Origin of the sequence: Streptomyces hygroscopicus subsp. hygroscopicus (assembly GCF_001553455.1) — a bacterium.
Classification (GTDB): domain Bacteria; phylum Actinomycetota; class Actinomycetes; order Streptomycetales; family Streptomycetaceae; genus Streptomyces; species Streptomyces hygroscopicus.
In genome coordinates, this window is record NZ_BBOX01000436.1 from 1 (window position 1) to 17,110 (window position 17,110).

The following is a 17,110-nucleotide window of genomic DNA, read 5'->3' on the forward strand; positions in this document are numbered from 1 at the left end:
GGGCTCCGCCCGGCGGCCGCCGGGGGCCGGGGGCGGCGCCGGGCGGCCCGGGGCGTCAGGCGCCGGGGGCGGTGTCCGGCGGCCCCCAGAGGAACTGCGCCAGTTCCTCCGGATCGGTGAAGCCGGAGAGATCCAGCGGGGTCTCCTCGAACACCTCGAAGTCGTGCAGGAAGGTGAAGGCGAGCAGTTCGCGGGCGAAGTCCTCGGTCCGCTTCCACTGCGCCCCGTCGAGCAGCGCGGCCAGGATCTCGCGGTCGCCCCGGAAGGCGTTGAGATGCAGTTGCACCAGGCTGTAGCGGGAGTCTCCCGCATAGACGTCGGTGAAGTCGACGATCCCGGTGACCTCGGTCGCGGCCAGGTCCACGAAGATGTTGGTCCCGTGCAGGTCGCCGTGGACGAACCGGGGTTCGCGGCCGGCCAGCAGCGTGTCCACGTCCGGCAGCCAGTCCTCCAGGCGGTCCAGCAGCCGGGGCGAGAGGTAGCCCCACCCGCGGTGGTCCTCGACGGTCGCCGCGCGGCGTTCCCGCAGCAGTTCCGGGAAGACCTCGGAATGGGGGGTGAGCACGGTGTTCCCGGTCAGCGGCACCCTGTGCAGCCGGCCGAGCACCCGGCCGAGTTCGCGGGCCAGGGCGAGCAGCGCGTTCCGGTCGGTCGTGCCGTCCATCGCGGACCGCCAGGTGGTGCCGGTCATCCGGCTCATCACCAGGTAGGGCCACGGCCAGGCTCCGGTGCCGGGCCGCAGCTCGCCGCGGCCGAGGAGGCGGGGCACCGGCACCGGGGCGTCCGCCAGGACCGCGTACGCCTCCGACTCCGACGCGAGGCTCTCCGGACCGCACCAGTGCTCGCCGAACAGCTTGATCACCGGGCCGGGCTCGCCGACCAGTACGGGGTTGGTGCTCTCGCCGGGCACCCGCAGCACCGGCGGCACCGGCAGCCCGAGCTCCTCCAGGGCTCGGCGGGCCAGCGGCTCCCAGAATTCCTGGTCGTTCCGCAGGCTCGCGTAGGAATCATCCGAATCAATACGGTCGAGAAGTAACAGGGATTCTTGTGTCACAGCGGACCTCTATTCACAGGGTACGGGCCGGCTTAATTCCGCACGGCCGGTCGCGACACGGCCTGTCCGCACCGCGGATCGGAGAATTCGACGCCAGGCTAGCACGGACATTTTCCCGGCCGCCGGTGAAGACCGGTCACGCCATCTCCCCGAGGAGTGAATGGAATTGAGCGCGCCGCTCGCGGAACCGGCCGGGCCGCGTCCCTCCTGGGCCGCCCTACGGCGGCTCGGCCCCTATCTGCGCCCGGTCCGGCTGCCGGTGGGCGCCGCCGCCGCCGCGACGCTCGGCGCGCTGCTGTGCGGACTGGCCATTCCGCTGGTCACCCAGCGGATCGTGGACGGGCCGCTGAGCACCGGCGACGCGGGCGCGGCGGTGCGGCCGATCCTGCTGGTCGGAGTGCTTGGCGCGGCCGAGGCGGCGCTGTTCTACGCCCGCCGCAAGCTGATCGCCCGTCCCACCGCGCTGGTGGAGTCGCACATGCGGGCCGATCTGCTGGCCCATCTGCTCCGGCTGCCGGTCTCCTTCCACGACCGCTGGCCCTCGGGGCAGTTGCTCTCCCGGGCGGTAGGCGATCTGGTCGTGCTGCGGAAGTTCCTCGCGTTCGCCGCGCTGTTCCTGGTGGTCAACTCGGTCACCGTGCTGGTGGGTCTCGGGGTGCTGTTCCTGATCGACCCGTGGCTGGCGCTGGTGGGGCTGGCGGGCGCGGCGCCGCTGCTGCTGGTCTCCTACTTCTACGAGACCCGGTACAAGGTCGCTGCCCGGGCCACCCAGGACGAGGGCGGCCATCTCGCCACGCTGGTCGAGGAGACCATGCTCGGCATCCGGGTCGTGCGCGCGTACGGGCAGGGCCGGGGCAGGCTGGCGCTCTTCCGCACCCAGGCGGAGCGGCTGCGCACCGCGGAGCTGCGGGTGGTGCGCATCATGGCGGCCCTGTCCACCGCGCTGCTGGTCCTGCCCGAGCTGGGTATCGCGGGCCAACTGGGCCTCGGCGCGGTGGGGGTGGCCAACTCCACCCTGACCCTGGGTGATCTGGTGGCGGCCGTCACGGTCAGCACCTATCTGCGCTGGCCGACCGAGTGCATCGGCTGGGCCCTGGCCGAGACCAGCACGGCCGCCGCCGCCTGCGACCGGTACTGGGAGGTGCGCGACACCCCGCCGGGCCTCACCGACCCGGCGCATCCCAAGCCGCTGGTGCGGCCGGCCCGAGGCCATCTCCGGCTGGAACACGTGGAGTTTTGCCACCCGGGAGCCGACCGGCCGGTGCTGCGGGAGGTGTCCCTGGAGCTGCGGCCGGGCGAGACGGTGGCGCTGGTGGGCGCCACCGGGTCGGGCAAGACCACGCTGGCCGCGCTGGTGCCGCGCCTCGCCGATGTGACCTCCGGCCGGGTCACCGTCGACGGCGTGGACGTCCGGGAGCTGCGGCTGGCGGACCTGCGGTCCGTGGTGGGGTGTGCCTTCGACGATCCGCTGCTCTCCTCGCTGACCGTGCGCGAGAACGTGACCCTGGGCGCCCCGGAGGCGACCGACGAAGCCGTGTGGGAGGCGCTGCGGGTGGCGGGCGCCGCGGACTTCGTGGCCGCGCTCGGGCCGGACGGGCTCGCCGTGCGCATCGGCGAGCAGGGCATGTCGCTCTCCGGCGGACAGCGGCAGCGGATCGCCCTGGCCCGCGCGATCGTGGGCCGGCCCGCGCTGCTGGTGCTGGACGACCCGCTCTCCGCGCTCGACCTGCACACCGAGGCGGAGGTGGAGCAGGCACTGCGCCGGGTGCTGCGCCGCTCCACCGCCCTGGTGGTGGCGCACCGGCCCAACACCGCCCGGATGGCCGACCGGGTGGTGCTGTTGGAGGACGGCCGGATCACCGCCCGGGGCACCCACCGGGAGCTGCTCACCTCCTCGGCCGTCTACCGGGCGCTGATGGCGGTGGAGCCGCGCCCGGCCGGGGACACCCGCGACGACGGGGTGGTGGTCCGGTGAGCGCGGACACCACCTCCCCGGCCGCCGGCCCGATGGCGGACCGCCCGGCCGGGCCCGCCGGGCGACCGCCGGAACACCGGGAGTCCCGCCGGGTGCGGCGCGCGTCCCGGCAGCTGCTGTACGCGCTGCTCCGGCCCCACCGGTGGCCCTCCGGCGCGGCCCTGGCCGCCCTGGTGCTGGAGAACGCCTTCCAGCTGGTCGGCCCGCTGCTGGTGGCGCGCGCCATCGATCTCGGCATTCCCCGGGCGTCGGCGGGCGACTGGGGCCCGCTGACCGGGTGCGTGGCCGGGTTCACCGCCTGCGGGCTGCTGGCCGCCGGGACACGGTACGCGTTCTTCCGGATCTCCGGTTCGGTGGGCCAGGCCGTGCTGCTGGAGCTGCGCACCCGGATCTTCGACCGGGCCCGGCAACTGCCGGTCGCCTTCCACGAGTCGTACACCTCGGGCGCCGTCATCTCCCGGCTCACCGCCGATGTGGATGCCGTACGCGATCTGATCGAGGCCAGTCTGGACGGGCTGCTCACCTCGGTGCTGACGGTGACGGGCATCTCGGTGCTGCTGCTCTGGCTGGACGCCCCGCTGGCGCTGGTGGTGCTGGGGTCCATCGTGCCGCTGGTCGCGATGACGCGCTGGTTCCGGCGCCGTTCCCGGATCGCCTACCGGCGCGCCCGCGACACGGTGGCGGAGATCATCGTGCGGTTCGGGGAGAGCATGAACGCCGTGCGGGCCGTGCAGGCGTTCCGCGCCGAGCAGCGCAAGCACGCGGCGATGAACCGGCTCAACGACACTTTCCGGGACGCCCACACCGACGCCCTGGAGGTGGTCGCCCGGTACACCGCGGGAGTCCGGCTGACCGGCAACATCGCCCTGGCGGTGGTGCTGGCCCTGGGCGCCTGGCGGGTGTCGTCCGGCGCGCTGCCGCTGGGCGTGCTCACCGCCTTCCTGCTCTATCTCCGGCGCTTCTACGACCCGTTGGACGAGCTGGCGACCTTCAACAACCTCTACGCCTCGGCGGCGGCGGCGCTGGAGAAGATCGCCGACTTCCTCGCCGTCCCCTCCTCGGTGCCAGAGCCCGCCGCCCCGGTGCCGCTGCCGCGCGACCGGCCGGTGCGGGGAGCGCTCGCCTTCCAGGGGGTCGGCTTCCGTTACCGGCCGGACACCCCGCCGGTGCTGCGCGGTCTCGACCTCGACGTGCCGGCCGGGCAGACCCTGGCGGTGGTCGGCGCGACCGGGGCCGGCAAGTCCACCGTCGCCAAACTGGCGGCCCGGTTCTACGATCCGACCACCGGCACCGTGCTGCTGGACGGCGTGGACCTGCGCCGGCTCCCCGACCGCGAACTGCGCCGCGAGATCACCCTGGTGACGCAGGAGAACTTCCTGTTCGACGGCAGCATCATGGAGAACATCGCGCTGGCCCGCCCGGACACGGGACCGGAGGAGATCCGGGCCGCCGCACGGGCCGTCGGCGCCGACGCGTTCATCTCCGCGCTGCCCGAGGGCTACGCCACCGAGGTACGCAAGCGGGGCAGCCGTCTGTCTGCGGGCCAGCGCCAGTTGGTCGCCCTCGCCCGGGCCTTCCTGGCCGATCCGGCGGTGCTGCTGCTGGACGAGGCGACCTCCAGCCTGGACATCCCCACCGAACTGGCCGTCCGCCGCGCTATGGACGCGCTGCTGGCCGGCCGCACCTCCGTGATCATCGCGCACCGTCTCTCCACCGTCCTGGCGGCGGACCGGGTCCTCGTACTGGCGGACGGTGCCGTGGTCGAGGACGGCCCGCCCGCCCGCCTCGCCTCCGGCGACGGCCCCTTCGCCGCCCTCCACGCCCGCTGGATCCATGCGACGGGCTGACCACCGCGGCAGGATGCGGGCGTAGTCCGGATGCTCGGGCAGTTCCGGCGGGGAGGCGGGGATCCGGCCGGCGAGGCTGGTGACGGTCTTGCAGGTGACCGCGAGGTGCCCGAGGTGTGTCTCGGCCTTGCGCAGCCGGGTCCGCAGGCCCTCGATCTGCCTGCGCAGGTCGTCGGCCTGCGCCCGGGCGGCTTCCTTGCGGATGTCCAGTGCCTGAAGGAGAGGCTGGACATGCACGCGGCCACCGCCGCTTCGCGCCAGGTGGGGACATTCACGCCGGTGAGGCGCCGGACCATCACATGAGTCATGGCCCAGTAGACACGGGAAGACGAGGAGAAAAGGGCGGTGTTCGTAGTCGCAGACCGGACGCCGGTGCAGTATCAGGACCCCGTAGGTCTGCTCGACCCTCCACCGCTTCGGCTGCGGGACGAACCCCTTGTGCTGCGGGCCGCGTTGGACGATCTCCACGTCGATGCCGAGGCCGGCTCCGTGTCTGACGACCTGGACCTTGAAACCCTGATCCACCAGAGCCTTGCTGACATTGCCGCCGGCGCTCACGGCAACCTCGCTCAGCAGGGCGACACCCGCGGCGTTGTCGTGGACGTTCGCGACGAGGACGACGACCACGATGACCAGGCCGAGGACGTCCACCGCCAGGCCACGCTTGCGGCCCGGCACCCGCTTGGCCGGATCGTGGCCCGTCGTGGCGGCGGGGACCCCAGCGGCCACGTGGACACTCTGAGTGTCCAGCACCACCAGGGTCCGGTCCTCCCATCGCCGAGCGCGTTCACGGACCTGGCAGCGCAGGAACTCGTGGACGACCTGGCCGGTTCCGTCGTCCCCCCAGGCGACGAAGTAGCAGTACGTCGCGCTCTTGGGCGGCAGGCCGTGCGGGAGCCAGGCCCACTGACATCCGGTCCGCCCCTGGCAGAGGATCACGATCACAATTTCCCGCACGTCATAGACACCCTGATGGCCGCTGACCGAGCCGTGCCGGCCCTTCCACCCGATGACCACCGACTCGATGAGGGCCCACCGCCCGTCCGATAAGTCACCCGGATACGGCTTCCGTTCACTCACCCGGCCAGCCCACCAGACCACAGACCCCGGACCGGAAGAATCCACTCCAGACCCACACCACCAGGCGATAACAGAATCACTCAAACACCCACGAACCGCCCACTCAGACACCCGCCCGCTCCCGCGGACGATCTCCTGCACCCGTAACTCGCCCACCACCAACCGCCCACCCTGCACCGCCCCCTCCGAACCGGGAACCGCCCCGGTGGCGGCACTCCGGGTCCCGAGTCCACACCCCTTCCCCACACCCATGGAGCACTCCACGCGAACGTCCCACACACCCGGGCGACGGTTGGTAAAGTCCGTCACCCTCACAAACCAGAACGCCGCATGAGCAATTTCGCTGCCGAGGTCAGCGAGGACAGGCGTGCCCCTCCGCCCGGTGCCCCATCCACACCGCAACGTCGCACACCCGCAGCGCACTCACCGTCTTCGGGAGCCCCGCGATCTGGCGCAGCGCGAGCAACTGGCGATGCAGGGAACGGTCGTCCGCGCGCAGCGCGGCATGCAGCGCAAGCCAGAACGAGGGGCGCGGGCGGCCCAGAGCGCAGCGCACCACCTTGTCGTAGACCGGCAACAGCTGCGCACGCTTACGAGCCAAAAGCTTCCCAGCGATGACCCAGTCAACTCCGTACTGTGCACGGAGAAGGTGCCAGGCCTGGTCCGCAGGCGAGCCCTCGGCCACGACGACCGCGTCGGCGTCAACCATGTCGATGTCCCAAGGAATGGCCTGCAACAGACCGGACAGCCGCGTGCCGAGGCGGCCCTCCAGAATGTCCAGCTCCGTGCGAACTCCCACTCGGCTGGTGTCCACTCCCACCCGGTGGAACGCACCGCGATGCCAGAGTTCGCCGCATCGTCCGCACCACGCATCGCCCTTACGCACGGTGATAATGCACGGGGCGGAGGGAGAGATCTTCCCTCCGCCCCGTGCATCGGGTGCCCGGCGCGGGCCGTCTCCGCAGTGGTAGCGGACGTGGTCAAGGGGAAATGTCGAAAGCTCGCGGGAAACTCGTGGCTGGACCAAGGGTTGCTTTCCGTCCGATGGGTGGAATCCGCGGCGGCACACCTGGTCAAAGGGGGTGCAGCGAGTGCACCGCATCCGATCCACCGTCACCCTCCGTATGCACGCCCGGGTGGAGCGGGCGGGAGTGGCGGCCACTCCCGCCCGCATCATGCGCGCCCCGGCGCAGTGGGCGAAAGTGCGCGGCATCGTCGGCACGCGAACCGGTGCGCCCGATGCACCGCACCGAGCACACCGGATACCGGGATGCCCTGCACTCCCCCACCGCACCGGTGCACCCACAGCGAAGTCCACCCGACGGGCACCATCGTGGTCACCACTCTCCGAGTGGAGACCACTCCCCACCCAGCCGCCGATCCGCACCCGGGGGCGCGGTGGAATCCCCCGTGCCCACTCACCCTCAGCGGCGGCCCCGCACAGAGCGCCACAGGTTCGGCCGACCGCCGGGGTACTGCCGTGAGCGGGAGCGGCGCCGGACGGGCGGCGGCTTCGGCGACGGGCCCTATGAGCGGCTGGTGTCGTTGGATGCGCGGCTGGAAGGGGTCCGGGGTAGCGGGGCCAGACGCACGTCTGGCCTGCCGTCTGGGCTTTGGTTCACGGTGGCGCGGACTTGGTAGACCTGTTCCAGGAGGCGCGGGGTGAGCACCGTGATGGGGGGACCGGCCGCGACCACCCGGCCTGCGTGGAGGAGCACCAGATGGTCGCAGTAGCGGGCGGCCAGGTCGAGTTCGTGGAGCGCCGCGACGACTGTGGCGGCGGTGCGCGAGAGCATCTCCATGAGGTCGAGCCGGTGGCTGATGTCCAGGTGGTTGGTGGGTTCGTCGAGCAGCAGGGCGGGGGTCTGCTGGGCCAATGCCCGGGCGATGTTCACTCGTTGCCGTTCGCCGCCGGACAGGCTGGCCCAGGACCGGTCGGCGAGCGCCGTCACGCCCATCGCCGCCATGGCCTGTCCGACCGCGCGGATGTCCTCCTCGGTAGTGGCCGAGCGTCCGCGGTGCGGGGCCCGGCCCAGCATGACGACCTCCGAGACGGTCGTGTCGAGGTCGGAGACGGTCTCCTGGGCGACGAAGGCCAGTCGGCGGGCGACATCGCGTCTTTTCAGGGCCGTGACGTCGGATCCGTCCAGCAGGGCATGTCCGGACGAGGGGCGGCGCAGGCCGGCGAGGAGGCGCAGCACGGTGGATTTGCCCGAGCCGTTCGGCCCGATCAGAGCGGTGAAGCGCCCCGGTGGTACGGCGAAGGTGACGCCGTCGACGATCGCGCGGCCGCTTGCCGTCCACGCCAGGGAGCGGGCCGCGTGCGCGGTTCCGGGGCCCCTCATGGCGTGGCCGTTCGCCTGCGCAGTAGCGCCGCGAAGGCCGGAACGCCGAGGAGTGCGGTGAGCACGCCGACCGGCAGTTCCTGGGCGCCGAAGAGGCTGCGGGCGGCCGTGTCCGCCCAGATCAGGAACACCGCGCCGAGCAGGGCCGAGGACGGCAGCAGTACCCGGTGGGCCGCTCCGGCGAGCATCCGTGCCGCGTGCGGGACGAGCAGGCCGACGAAGCCGATGGCGCCGCTCGCCGCGACGAGGGCGCCGGTGACGACGGCGGTCGTCCCGTACAGCAGCATCTCGGTGCGGTGCGGCGAGAAGCCCAGGGTTGAGGCGGTCTCCCGGCCGAAGGCGAGTGCGTCGAGATGGCGGGCGTGCAGCAGGCAGACCAGCAGGCCGGCGGTGGTGGTGGCGGTGCAAACGCTCACTGAGGTCCAGTCGGCCGAGGCGAGCGAGCCGAGCAGCCAGAAGGTCACCGCCCTGGTGCGTTCGGCGTCGCCGGAGCGGACGACGACGAGGCTGGTGAGCGCGCTGAACAGCTGGGAGGCGACGACGCCCGACAGCACCACCTTGGTGGCGGAGCCGAGCGAGCGGCCGAGCAGGAGCAGGACGCATCCGAAAGCCGCCATCGCGCCGGTGAAGGCTCCGACAGGCAGGCCGAGGGCGCCGAAGCCGAGCACCAGGACCAGGACCGCTCCGGTGGACGCTCCGGCCGACACCCCGAGGAGGTAGGGGTCGGCCAGCGGGTTGCGGGTCACGGCTTGGAGGACCGTGCCGCACACCGCGAGTCCCGCCCCCACCAGCGCGGCCAGCAGGACGCGCGGCAGCCTCAGGTTCCACACGATGCTGTCGCGCAGCGGCGGCAGCGCCTCCCACGGCGCTCCGAGATGCGCGCCGATGGTGCGGGCTACGTCCAGCGGCGGTATGTCGGCACTGCCCGTACCGACGGCGACGAGCGCGGACAGCGGCAGCAGAGCACCGCAGCAGACGAGGACGAGCGTGCTCCGGGAGAGCATGCGCCGTCGAACGCCTGCCCTCGTGGTGGCAGTTGTCATCGGCGGGCAAAGACCACGTAGTCGTCGAGGTACTGCCAGACCGTCCCTACCTCGGCGAAGCCTGCGGTGCGCAGGGCCGACAGGTGGAAGTGGAGCGGCGCCAGCGGCTGCGGCGGGCGGTCCGCGAACCGCCGCTCGCGTTCGGCGGCGAGCAGTGGCATGCCGGGCTGGGCCACCGCGAGTTCGTACCAGGCGTCCCAGGTGTCGGCACCGGCGCCGAACGCCGTGCGCTGCACCTCGGCGTCGTGCCGGTCGGACAGGGCACTCAGGGTTTCGTTCCCGGGTCCGTAGCGCAGGTGGTCGGCGTTGAGGAAGACCGCACCCGGCGGCAGCAGGTCGGCGAGTGCGGTGTAGAGGCGCAGCAGTTGGGAGGGGGAGAGCCAGTGCAGGGCCGTCGAGGAGACGACGGCGTCGATCCTCTCTCCGGCCAGTGGCTCGGCCCAGTCGGCGCGTACGAGGTCGGTGTCCACGACGGTGGCCCGGTCACCGTACTCCGCGAGTACGTCACCGGCCAGCCGTAGCAGCACGGGGTCGTAGTCGACGGCCGTGACCCGTGCCTGGGGGAAGGCGCGCAGGATGCGGTCGGACAGGGAGCCGGGGCCGCAGGCGAGGTCGAGCACGTGGAACGACTCGCGCAGGCCGAGGCGCAGTATGTCCAGCATCGACTGGAAGCGCAGCTCCCGATGGGCGACATAGGCGGTTTGCTGGGCGTCCCAGCGCTCCAAGAGAACGCGCGGAGGCAGAGCAGCGGTGTCGGTCATGCAGATGTCCTTCGATGGGTGGAGGTGGGTGGCGTCAGCCGTAGAGGGCGGTCAGCCCCTTGCTGAGTTCCTCCGCCAGGCTGACGCTGCGGATGGAGGGGTCCATGGCCGAACCGGGCACCACGATGAAGCGGTTGTTGCGCACGGCGTCGAGCTGTGAGGTGACGGGGTTGGCACGGAGGAACCGCTTCTTCGCCTCGGCGCTGTCCCCGTCGCCTCCGCGGGTCAGATCCGCCAGGACGATGACGTCCGGGTCGCGCTCGGCTATCTCTTCCCAGTTGCCCGCGGGCCACTTGTGGCGGATGTCGTCGAAGGCGTTGTCCACCCCTACCTGCTTGCTGACCGTCGAGGGGAGCCCACCGTGTCCGGCGATGTAGGGCGTGGTGGTGCCGGAGTAGTACCACATCAGCTTCGCGCCGGTGTTTTTCGGCGCCTCGCGCACCGCTCGGTCGAGCCGGACGCGCAGGTCCTTGACCGCCTTCTCCCCGCGCTGCTCGACGCCGAAGACGGCGGCGATGTGCTTGACCTCGTTGAAGATGGTGTCGAAACGCACCTCGTCGGCGGTCAGTTTGACGGTTTCGCAGTCGTGGACGGAGAGGTAGGCCGGCACGCCGAGCTTCTTCCAGCCGGCGCGGGGGCCCGCTGCCTGGTCGGCGTATGCCGAGGAGAGCGTGGAGTAGAGGAAGTCGGGCTCCTTGGCGAGGACGGCCTCGTGGTTGGGGTACTGCTTTGCCAGCACTGGAACCTTCTTGTACTCCGCGGCCAGTGAGGGGAGTACAGGATCTGTCTGGTAGGAGGTGCCGGCCATCCGGTCGGCCAGCCCCAGGCTGAGCATGATCTCCGTCGCGTTCTGCTCCAGGGAGATCGCCCGCCTGGGGGGAGCGGGCACCCTCGTGTCCAGGCCGCAGCTCGTCGTGACCGCGCCGGACGACCGTGCCGCGTTCGGGGCCCCCGAGGAGGCCGTTCCGCTCGCGCCGCAGGCAGCGAGGCCGGGGAGCAGCAGGCAGACGCCCAACAACCCCTTAATGCGCATGGTTTTCATATTCGAAAAAGATACTGCCCGCGAGGGACTGCCAGGCCACCCGGGCGGCCCGCCTGTGCGGATGCCATGTGCCGCGACTTCTCCGACGGTCCCGTCAGCCGCCTTCTGAGATACGGGTGTTGATGGATCGCACCTCTGTGACCGGTGTCTCCGGAGCCGGGCCGGCCGACCGGAGTGTGTGCAACATCACTCGGCTTCAGTGTGATGGCCGGCAGGGCGCGGCGGGTTGCGGGGCCAGGGTTGCGTTCTGAGGAGTGGTGTACGGGTTCGACCTGATCCAGGGGGTTTGCTCCGGCGGCAGCTGCCGGTATCGCCAATCCCGTCATTACCTTGTCCGACAACGACACTGCCGCATCAGAGGCCCTGCGCCCGCCGCGCCATTCCACATTCCGCCCACGCAAGCGTCATCCACCCCACCCCGCGAAACGACAATGATCTTCACCAGCCAGACGACACCATCAACACCAACCAACCACCACAACACGCCCCGCAACAGTGAAAACAGATGACGCCCACCCAGTGAAAAACCACGACGCCCATCAAGGTCCGCGGGCAGCGCGCCGAGCCGCTGGGGGGCCTCGGGCTGGGTGACGTCGGCGCAGCGCTCGCGCTGGGAGGCCTCCAGGTCCTTCTTCAGACGGCGGACACGGGTGGCCCGTGCCCGCCGTACGGCGCTGATCTGTTCGTCGGTGGCCTGATCGGCCAGGTCCGCCCGCCGCGTCCCAGCCGTCCAGAAAGGCGGCCAGGGCGCGGCGCTGCTCTCCCTCGCCCGGTCCACCACGGCCGGCCACCGCACCCGCTCACGCGCCATGCGGTACATGTCGTCGCTGCCTGGCCCCCGGATCCGAGTTATCCACGGGCCGGAACGGGATCGGCAGTTCCTTCGTACGCTGCTGACCCGAGTCGATCACACGGGGGTGCGCGGGATGCGGTACGGCGTGGTGGTGGAGGAGCTCGCGGTCGAGGTCATCGCGCAGCTGCCGACCGACGAGGCCCGGCGGGAGGTGATGGCCCTCGTGGAGGTCGCGCGGATGGATCCGCGGGCCTGGCCGGATGTGCGTGATCCCGGCTCGGTGGAGGAGATCCGGGAGGCGTTCGGGCGGCAGTGCTGGATCCAGTACATGCCGCACGCCGGAGCGGTCGAGGTCCGTGACATCGGCCGGGGCGGGCTGAGCCACAGAGGCCCCCGCGGGGCGGCCCGGCGGCTAACTCGTCAGACAAAAGGAGGATCGAGCATGAGTCCCGTCCTGCGGGTCGTCACCTACGGGAAAGTCAGGTAGCCCCATCAGGCGTATGGCTTCGCAGGAACGGGGCGTACTTCCCGTCCCTGTCGGGAACGTTGTGCCCAGCGGACAGCGAACGGTGCAGCCAAGCCTGCCAGGGCGAACAGTGCTCCGACGACATACCAGCCGGGGCGGCCCCAGGTGATACAGAGTGAGATGAGCAGGGTGGGCCCGACGGCTTCGGACAAGCCCGCGCCCAGACCGAATACACCGAGGTATTGACCGGTGGCATGCTCTGGTGCCAGGGCGAAAGACACCTCGAAACCTGCTGCGGAGTGCCACAGCTCACCGACGGTATGGACCACTACCCCGGCCATGAGCAAAGTGACTGCGACCCAAGCAGGCACCCCCGCAGAGAGGGAGACCAGCGAGCAGGAGACGAGAAAGGCCATCCCTGAGCGGCGGTAGGCGCGGGCACCAGCCATGGCGGAATCGATGTTACGGCTGGCTCTCACCTGAAGGGCGGTAACAAGAACGGTGTTGGCAAGCATAGTGCCCGATATAAGCCATGGCGGGGCGGTGGTGGCCTCGACCAGCCAGAGCGGGATGGCCACGGTGAGGACCTTGAACTGGATGGCCATGATCCCGTCGAGGGCCGTAATGAGGAGGTAGGGGTGGTCCCGCAGAGCGATCCATCGTGGACCATTGGCGCTGGGCACGGGCTTGACCGGCGGCAGGTAGAGCAGGACGGCTGCGGCGGCCGCGAAGGAGATCGCGTTTCCGATCACCAGGAAGTGGTAGGCGGACTGCGTGCCGACCTGTATGGCCCAGCCCGCCAGCATGGCCCCCAGCGAGATTCCGACGTTGGAGACGGCTCGCAGGTAACCACGGAACTCCTGCGGCCGGCCGCCTCCGTAACGCCTGATGAGCGGAGAGCGTGCGGCCAGCCCGGCTGCCTTCGCCCCGGTGGCCATGGACACGGTGAGGACGAACGGCCAGAAAGTGTCCGCCAGCACGAAGCTGGCGGTTGCCAGCGCCTGGACGACGAGGGTGGCCACGTAGACGCCGCGCGCCCCGCGTCTGTCCGCGAGATGGCCGACGGCGATGCCCACGGCCAGGGAAATGAATCCGGCGATGGCGAGCCCGAGTCCCACCTGACCCACTGGGAGCCGGGCCGCCTGCGTGAAGTAGAGGACTCCGGCGGTCAGATAGAGGCCGCTGCCAACGGTATAGACGAAGTTGGAGGCGGCGATGACACGCTGCGGTCCGGTGGCCGGCACTAACTGGGGCATGGGGGCGCTCCGCGTTCCGAACAGAGAGTAAGGGGCAGTGCAGCATAGTGCGTATTACTCACGGCAGAAAGAACGCCGCATGCCTGGCGCGCCCGGAACGCCATGTGGGTGGATTCCCGGCAGGCACCGGTCGGTACGCTCAGGGCAGGCGGCCGGGGGTGTAGGCGATGCGGGCGCCACAGCAGCCGTCGGCGAGAGCAGTGCGAACTGCTGCTTCGCCGGGGACCGCCGACAGGTCTCAGCGGGACTTCACGACGCAGACACCGAGGCGAAGCCCACGGCGCCGGACGCGGACCGCGAGACATGCAAGATGTGCACGTTCGCGCCCGACACTTCTGTGTTGGCCGCCACGATCAGCTTCGGCGCGCTCCAGTGCGACTTGGTGCAGGCCACCAGCGCCCCGAAACCCGGCTGGAGCAAGGCGTCCAAGCGCAGCCACTTCGGCAGGCATGCCCATAATGATCCAAGAAGCCTGAATTGACGGAATCGGTGAAAGTCTGGGAAACCGACCTCTCCCTGTGCCAAATCCACAGGTCACACACTCTGCCCCCCGCACCCGCGGGGATGGTCCCACGCGGTACAGGCGGGCGTAGATGGCCGCGCGCTGCTCCCCGCACCCGCAGGGATGGTCCCACGCGGTACAGGCGGGCGTAGATGGCCGCGCGCTGCTCCCCGCACCTGCGGGGATGGTCCCTCGTCCACCTGGCTTTGTTCACGAGAACCGACAGCACCTGTACACGAGTTTGGGAGGCGTCGGCGGTGCGTCGTGTTCGATGTTCATGAGAAGCCACAGCACCAGTGCACCTCGCTTCCCGAGTGGGGCCCTGTGGCGGCGTCACGGAGACTCAGCAAAAATCCGTTGGCGGACGAGGGCGACCACTGCTACGTTTCCGGAGGCCGTGCGAGAGATCGAGGAGGTGGTACCCGTGAACGCAGTATCGACGTGGGTGCTCCCCTCCGGGGTCACGGTCGGGCGATAGGCAGGTCGTCCGGGAGCGCCGTTCCAGTGCACTCCCGAAAGGCACGACCATGGCCCTTCACTTCACTTCCGAGCAGCGCCTCGACGACGGCATCCTCGAGCGCGGGTTCACCCTCGGTGAGATCCGCGGCATCCTGTGGACGCCCGGATCCGCATCCACATCCGCACCGGCGCCGCTGATCCTGCTCAGCCCCCCTCCTCTCGGGCTGCGCAAGACGTACCCCCGACTGGTGGCCCGAGCCCGGCACTCCGCAGCGGACGGCTTCGCCACGGCCACCATCGAGCTCCCCGGAAGCGGCGACCGGCCCCGCCTCCCCGGCGCCGAGCAGGTCCTCGCCGACCTGCGCCGCGCAATGGAGGCCGGCGAGCCGGTCAGCGACGAGATCATCGACGCCCTCATCCTCCCCCTGGTCGACAAGGCGGTCCCGGAATGGCAGGCCGCCCTGGACGCTCTCCTGACGCTGCGCGAGATCGGCGGCCCGGTCGGGTACTCGGGGGGAGTGATCTCCATCGGGACCCGGCTGGCGGTGGTCGAGCCGCGCATCTCGGCCGCTGTTCTGTTCGCCGGGAGTTTCGTGCCTCGCGCGATGCTCGAGGAGGCCCGGCAGGTCACCATTCCGCTGCATGTCCTGCTGCAGTGGGACGACGAAGGGAACGACCGGCAGGCGGCCCTGGACCTGTTCGACGCGTTCGGCTCCAAGGAAAAGACGCTGCACGCCAACATGGGCGGGCACACCGGCGTCCCGCAGTTCGCGGGGGACGCCGCGGCCCAGTTCTTCACTCGACATCTGAAGTGAGGCCGGGCCGTCAGATAGGCAGCAGACGGTAGCTGAAGTCGGCCGACATGCCGCTCGTCGAAGACAGGTACCGGCCCTCCGCAGCTCTCTACACCGTGGCCCCTGCTGAACTCCCGGCAGGGGCCTGTTCTGCCTGAAGCCATGAACTGTTCGATTTCTCCAGAGCTTCGAGTGCTGCTCAAACTCGTGTACAGATGCTGTCGATTCTCGTGAACAAAGCCATCCACCCGTACCCTGTGATCAGGCGCGGGCTGCTCCCCGCACCTGCGGGGATGGTCCCGGTGCACTCCCAGACGCGGACGTAGCCGACGACTGCTCCCCGCACCCGCGGGGATGGCCCCAGGGCAGCCCAGGAGGGCAGCGCCGTGACCGGCTGCTCCCCGCATCCGCGGGGATGATCCCGGCGTGGTGTACGGCTACTACTCGAAGTCGAGCTGCTCCCCCCATGCCCGCGGGGGATGGTCCCGACCGGTACACGGAGATCTACCGGAAACGTGTCTGCTCCCTGCGCCCGCGGTAGTGAACCGCCCCGCCGGCCAGCCTGGAACCGTGCGGGTCCGGCCGTCTGCGTGGGGGATGGATATGTTCTGCGCTCCTCATCCGCCGGAACAGGTCCGGCAGGCGTCTCCTTCGTTGGGGTCATAGAGGGCGCCGCAGCCGCAGCGGGGCCAGCCCAGGCAGGTGGGGCATTGGGCATAGGGGTCGGCGACGGGGCGGCCGCAGGTGCCGCCGCGGCCCTCGCATTCGCGGTGTGGGGGCCGGTAGACGACCGCTTGAGCCGGGGTACGGTCCGCGGCCCTGGACTGGACCTGGCCCTGTTCGTCCCCGTACTGATCGTTGTCACCGTTGTGGGGGCTGGATCCGCGGCGGGGCAGGAGCCATCCACCGCGGCAGAAGCTGCACGGCTGGTCGTCTTCGGCTGGCCGCTCAGGCGGAGCGGGGTGCCATCCGTCTTCACACCGGCCGGCACATAGCGTGGGAGCCAGCAGCCACACCGCGACGTCACCGAGCGGATCGTCGTCCCAATCGCCGCGCTGCCCGACCGAGTCGCGGGCGAGCCGTGCGAGGACACCTTCGCCTTGGAAGCCCTCCGCCGTGTCCGCCCTGCCCTGCGCCCAGGTGCGCAGGGCAGGGCGGACACGGCGGAGGGCTTCGCCCACGCGGTCATCGACTTCGCCCTGCAGATGCTCACCGAGGACCACGAAGATGTCGCCGATGTCCTGCGCCAGCTGGAGGCCGTCGGGGTGGGCCAGGCCCTCGATGCCCACCCCGCACCGGCCGGTTCGCTTCCGGTGCGCCTGACCCATCGTGTAAGGGCGCACCGGGACATCGGCGGTGCGGTGCGTATCGGGGCCCGCGTCACCGTCGCACGCTGCACCGCACCGACCATCGTGGTGCACTCCATCGGCATCGCCGCACCGCACCAGGCGCGCGCCGCGGCCGGGCGGGCTCCCCTATCACACACCCCCTTGACCGCGACCTGATCGCCAGCCGGAACAGCCCGTGTCAAGGGGGAACATCCTGGGCAGGGGGTGGCGGCGGGCACACCGGTGCGGTGCGGCGCACCGGGCGCGCGAGAGTGCCAGGCATCGTCGGGTGGTGCGGCGCACCGGGTGCGGTGGCGGACATCGCGATGCGCACCACGGCGGCGTCCATCGTAATCCGGCACACA

Annotated in this window: 15 protein-coding genes and 1 pseudogene; 6 read left to right on the forward strand and 10 right to left on the reverse strand. The window is 70.7% G+C overall.

The window, feature by feature from the left end; all coding sequences use genetic code 11:
• Positions 1-55: 55 nt before the first annotated feature.
• Positions 56-1,054, reverse strand: a complete 999-nt coding sequence (gene aph(7'')-Ia, locus AXW62_RS34890) for an aminoglycoside O-phosphotransferase APH(7'')-Ia (RefSeq protein ID WP_015037160.1) — start codon at positions 1,052-1,054, stop codon at positions 56-58.
• A 160-nt stretch (positions 1,055-1,214) separates the two neighbouring features.
• On the opposite strand from aph(7'')-Ia, the gene AXW62_RS34895 reads away from it, so the two are divergent.
• The 3 genes from AXW62_RS34895 to AXW62_RS44715 are packed head-to-tail and all read left to right on the forward strand — an operon-like array spanning position 1,215 to position 5,179.
• Positions 1,215-3,029 (forward strand): ABC transporter ATP-binding protein, encoded by a 1,815-nt coding sequence (locus AXW62_RS34895; protein ID WP_060947969.1) that lies wholly within the window; start codon positions 1,215-1,217, stop codon positions 3,027-3,029.
• Positions 3,026-4,876: an ABC transporter ATP-binding protein gene (locus AXW62_RS34900; protein ID WP_060947970.1), complete on the forward strand. Its 1,851-nt coding sequence runs from the start codon at positions 3,026-3,028 to the stop codon at positions 4,874-4,876. The genes AXW62_RS34895 and AXW62_RS34900 overlap by 4 nt, the downstream gene beginning before the upstream one ends.
• Positions 4,877-4,906: 30 nt before the next feature.
• Positions 4,907-5,179 (forward strand): hypothetical protein, encoded by a 273-nt coding sequence (locus AXW62_RS44715; RefSeq protein WP_060947971.1) that lies wholly within the window; start codon positions 4,907-4,909, stop codon positions 5,177-5,179.
• On the opposite strand, the pseudogene AXW62_RS41905 reads toward AXW62_RS44715, so the two are convergent.
• The 7 genes and pseudogenes from AXW62_RS41905 to AXW62_RS46375 form a co-directional block, all read right to left on the reverse strand.
• Positions 5,113-5,956 (reverse strand): annotated as a pseudogene (locus AXW62_RS41905) (transposase); the annotation flags it as partial. The gene AXW62_RS44715 and the pseudogene AXW62_RS41905 overlap by 67 nt on opposite strands.
• Before the next feature lie 352 nt (positions 5,957-6,308).
• Positions 6,309-6,755, reverse strand: coding sequence for a DUF6308 family protein (locus tag AXW62_RS34915; RefSeq protein WP_060947973.1), 447 nt, complete (start codon positions 6,753-6,755; stop codon positions 6,309-6,311).
• A 727-nt stretch (positions 6,756-7,482) separates the two neighbouring features.
• Positions 7,483-8,301 carry an ABC transporter ATP-binding protein gene (locus AXW62_RS34920; protein WP_060947974.1) on the reverse strand — a complete coding sequence of 273 codons (819 nt, stop codon included), beginning with the start codon at positions 8,299-8,301 and terminating at the stop codon, positions 7,483-7,485.
• Positions 8,298-9,305, reverse strand: coding sequence for a FecCD family ABC transporter permease (locus tag AXW62_RS34925; protein ID WP_079115937.1), 1,008 nt, complete (start codon positions 9,303-9,305; stop codon positions 8,298-8,300). Before AXW62_RS34925 ends, AXW62_RS34920 begins: the two co-directional genes overlap by 4 nt.
• Before the next feature lie 35 nt (positions 9,306-9,340).
• Positions 9,341-10,105: a class I SAM-dependent methyltransferase gene (locus AXW62_RS34930; RefSeq protein ID WP_030842049.1), complete on the reverse strand. Its 765-nt coding sequence runs from the start codon at positions 10,103-10,105 to the stop codon at positions 9,341-9,343.
• Between the two features lie 34 nt (positions 10,106-10,139).
• A complete protein-coding gene (locus AXW62_RS34935) occupies positions 10,140-11,138 on the reverse strand; it encodes an ABC transporter substrate-binding protein (RefSeq protein WP_159061027.1) in 999 nt (332 codons plus the stop codon).
• 334 nt (positions 11,139-11,472) lie between these two features.
• Positions 11,473-11,958 (reverse strand): hypothetical protein, encoded by a 486-nt coding sequence (locus tag AXW62_RS46375; protein ID WP_252368845.1) that lies wholly within the window; start codon positions 11,956-11,958, stop codon positions 11,473-11,475.
• Positions 11,959-12,073: 115 nt separating this feature from the next.
• Between AXW62_RS46375 and AXW62_RS34950 the strand changes: the two genes are divergently transcribed.
• The gene (locus tag AXW62_RS34950) at positions 12,074-12,427 is read left to right on the forward strand and encodes a hypothetical protein (RefSeq protein WP_252368846.1); all 354 of its coding nucleotides are present in this window, start codon (positions 12,074-12,076) and stop codon (positions 12,425-12,427) included.
• Positions 12,428-12,432: 5 nt separating this feature from the next.
• Here AXW62_RS34950 and AXW62_RS34955 read toward each other — a convergent pair whose 3' ends face one another.
• Positions 12,433-13,662 (reverse strand): MFS transporter, encoded by a 1,230-nt coding sequence (locus AXW62_RS34955; protein WP_060947979.1) that lies wholly within the window; start codon positions 13,660-13,662, stop codon positions 12,433-12,435.
• 249 nt (positions 13,663-13,911) lie between these two features.
• The gene (locus AXW62_RS44965) at positions 13,912-14,091 is read right to left on the reverse strand and encodes a hypothetical protein (protein WP_060947980.1); all 180 of its coding nucleotides are present in this window, start codon (positions 14,089-14,091) and stop codon (positions 13,912-13,914) included.
• Between the two features lie 600 nt (positions 14,092-14,691).
• Here AXW62_RS44965 and AXW62_RS34965 point away from each other — a divergent pair.
• Positions 14,692-15,438 (forward strand): dienelactone hydrolase family protein, encoded by a 747-nt coding sequence (locus AXW62_RS34965; protein ID WP_060947981.1) that lies wholly within the window; start codon positions 14,692-14,694, stop codon positions 15,436-15,438.
• A 1,079-nt stretch (positions 15,439-16,517) separates the two neighbouring features.
• Positions 16,518-16,922, forward strand: a complete 405-nt coding sequence (locus tag AXW62_RS46380) for a hypothetical protein (RefSeq protein ID WP_252368847.1) — start codon at positions 16,518-16,520, stop codon at positions 16,920-16,922.
• Positions 16,923-17,110: the final 188 nt, after the last annotated feature.

Bases quoted from the DNA above. Each gene is read 5' to 3' on its own strand.
- AXW62_RS34895 (WP_060947969.1), top strand. From the start codon at position 1,215: ATGGAATTGAGCGCGCCGCTCGCGGAACCGGCCGGGCCGCGTCCCTCC.
- AXW62_RS44715 (WP_060947971.1), top strand. From the start codon at position 4,907: ATGCTCGGGCAGTTCCGGCGGGGAGGCGGGGATCCGGCCGGCGAGGCT.
- AXW62_RS34920 (WP_060947974.1), bottom strand. From the start codon at position 8,301: ATGAGGGGCCCCGGAACCGCGCACGCGGCCCGCTCCCTGGCGTGGACG.
- AXW62_RS34925 (WP_079115937.1), bottom strand. From the start codon at position 9,305: ATGCTCTCCCGGAGCACGCTCGTCCTCGTCTGCTGCGGTGCTCTGCTG.
- AXW62_RS34930 (WP_030842049.1), bottom strand. From the start codon at position 10,105: ATGACCGACACCGCTGCTCTGCCTCCGCGCGTTCTCTTGGAGCGCTGG.
- AXW62_RS34935 (WP_159061027.1), bottom strand. From the start codon at position 11,138: ATGCGCATTAAGGGGTTGTTGGGCGTCTGCCTGCTGCTCCCCGGCCTC.
- AXW62_RS46375 (WP_252368845.1), bottom strand. From the start codon at position 11,958: ATGGCGCGTGAGCGGGTGCGGTGGCCGGCCGTGGTGGACCGGGCGAGG.
- AXW62_RS34950 (WP_252368846.1), top strand. From the start codon at position 12,074: ATGCGGTACGGCGTGGTGGTGGAGGAGCTCGCGGTCGAGGTCATCGCG.
- AXW62_RS34955 (WP_060947979.1), bottom strand. From the start codon at position 13,662: ATGCCCCAGTTAGTGCCGGCCACCGGACCGCAGCGTGTCATCGCCGCC.
- AXW62_RS34965 (WP_060947981.1), top strand. From the start codon at position 14,692: ATGGCCCTTCACTTCACTTCCGAGCAGCGCCTCGACGACGGCATCCTC.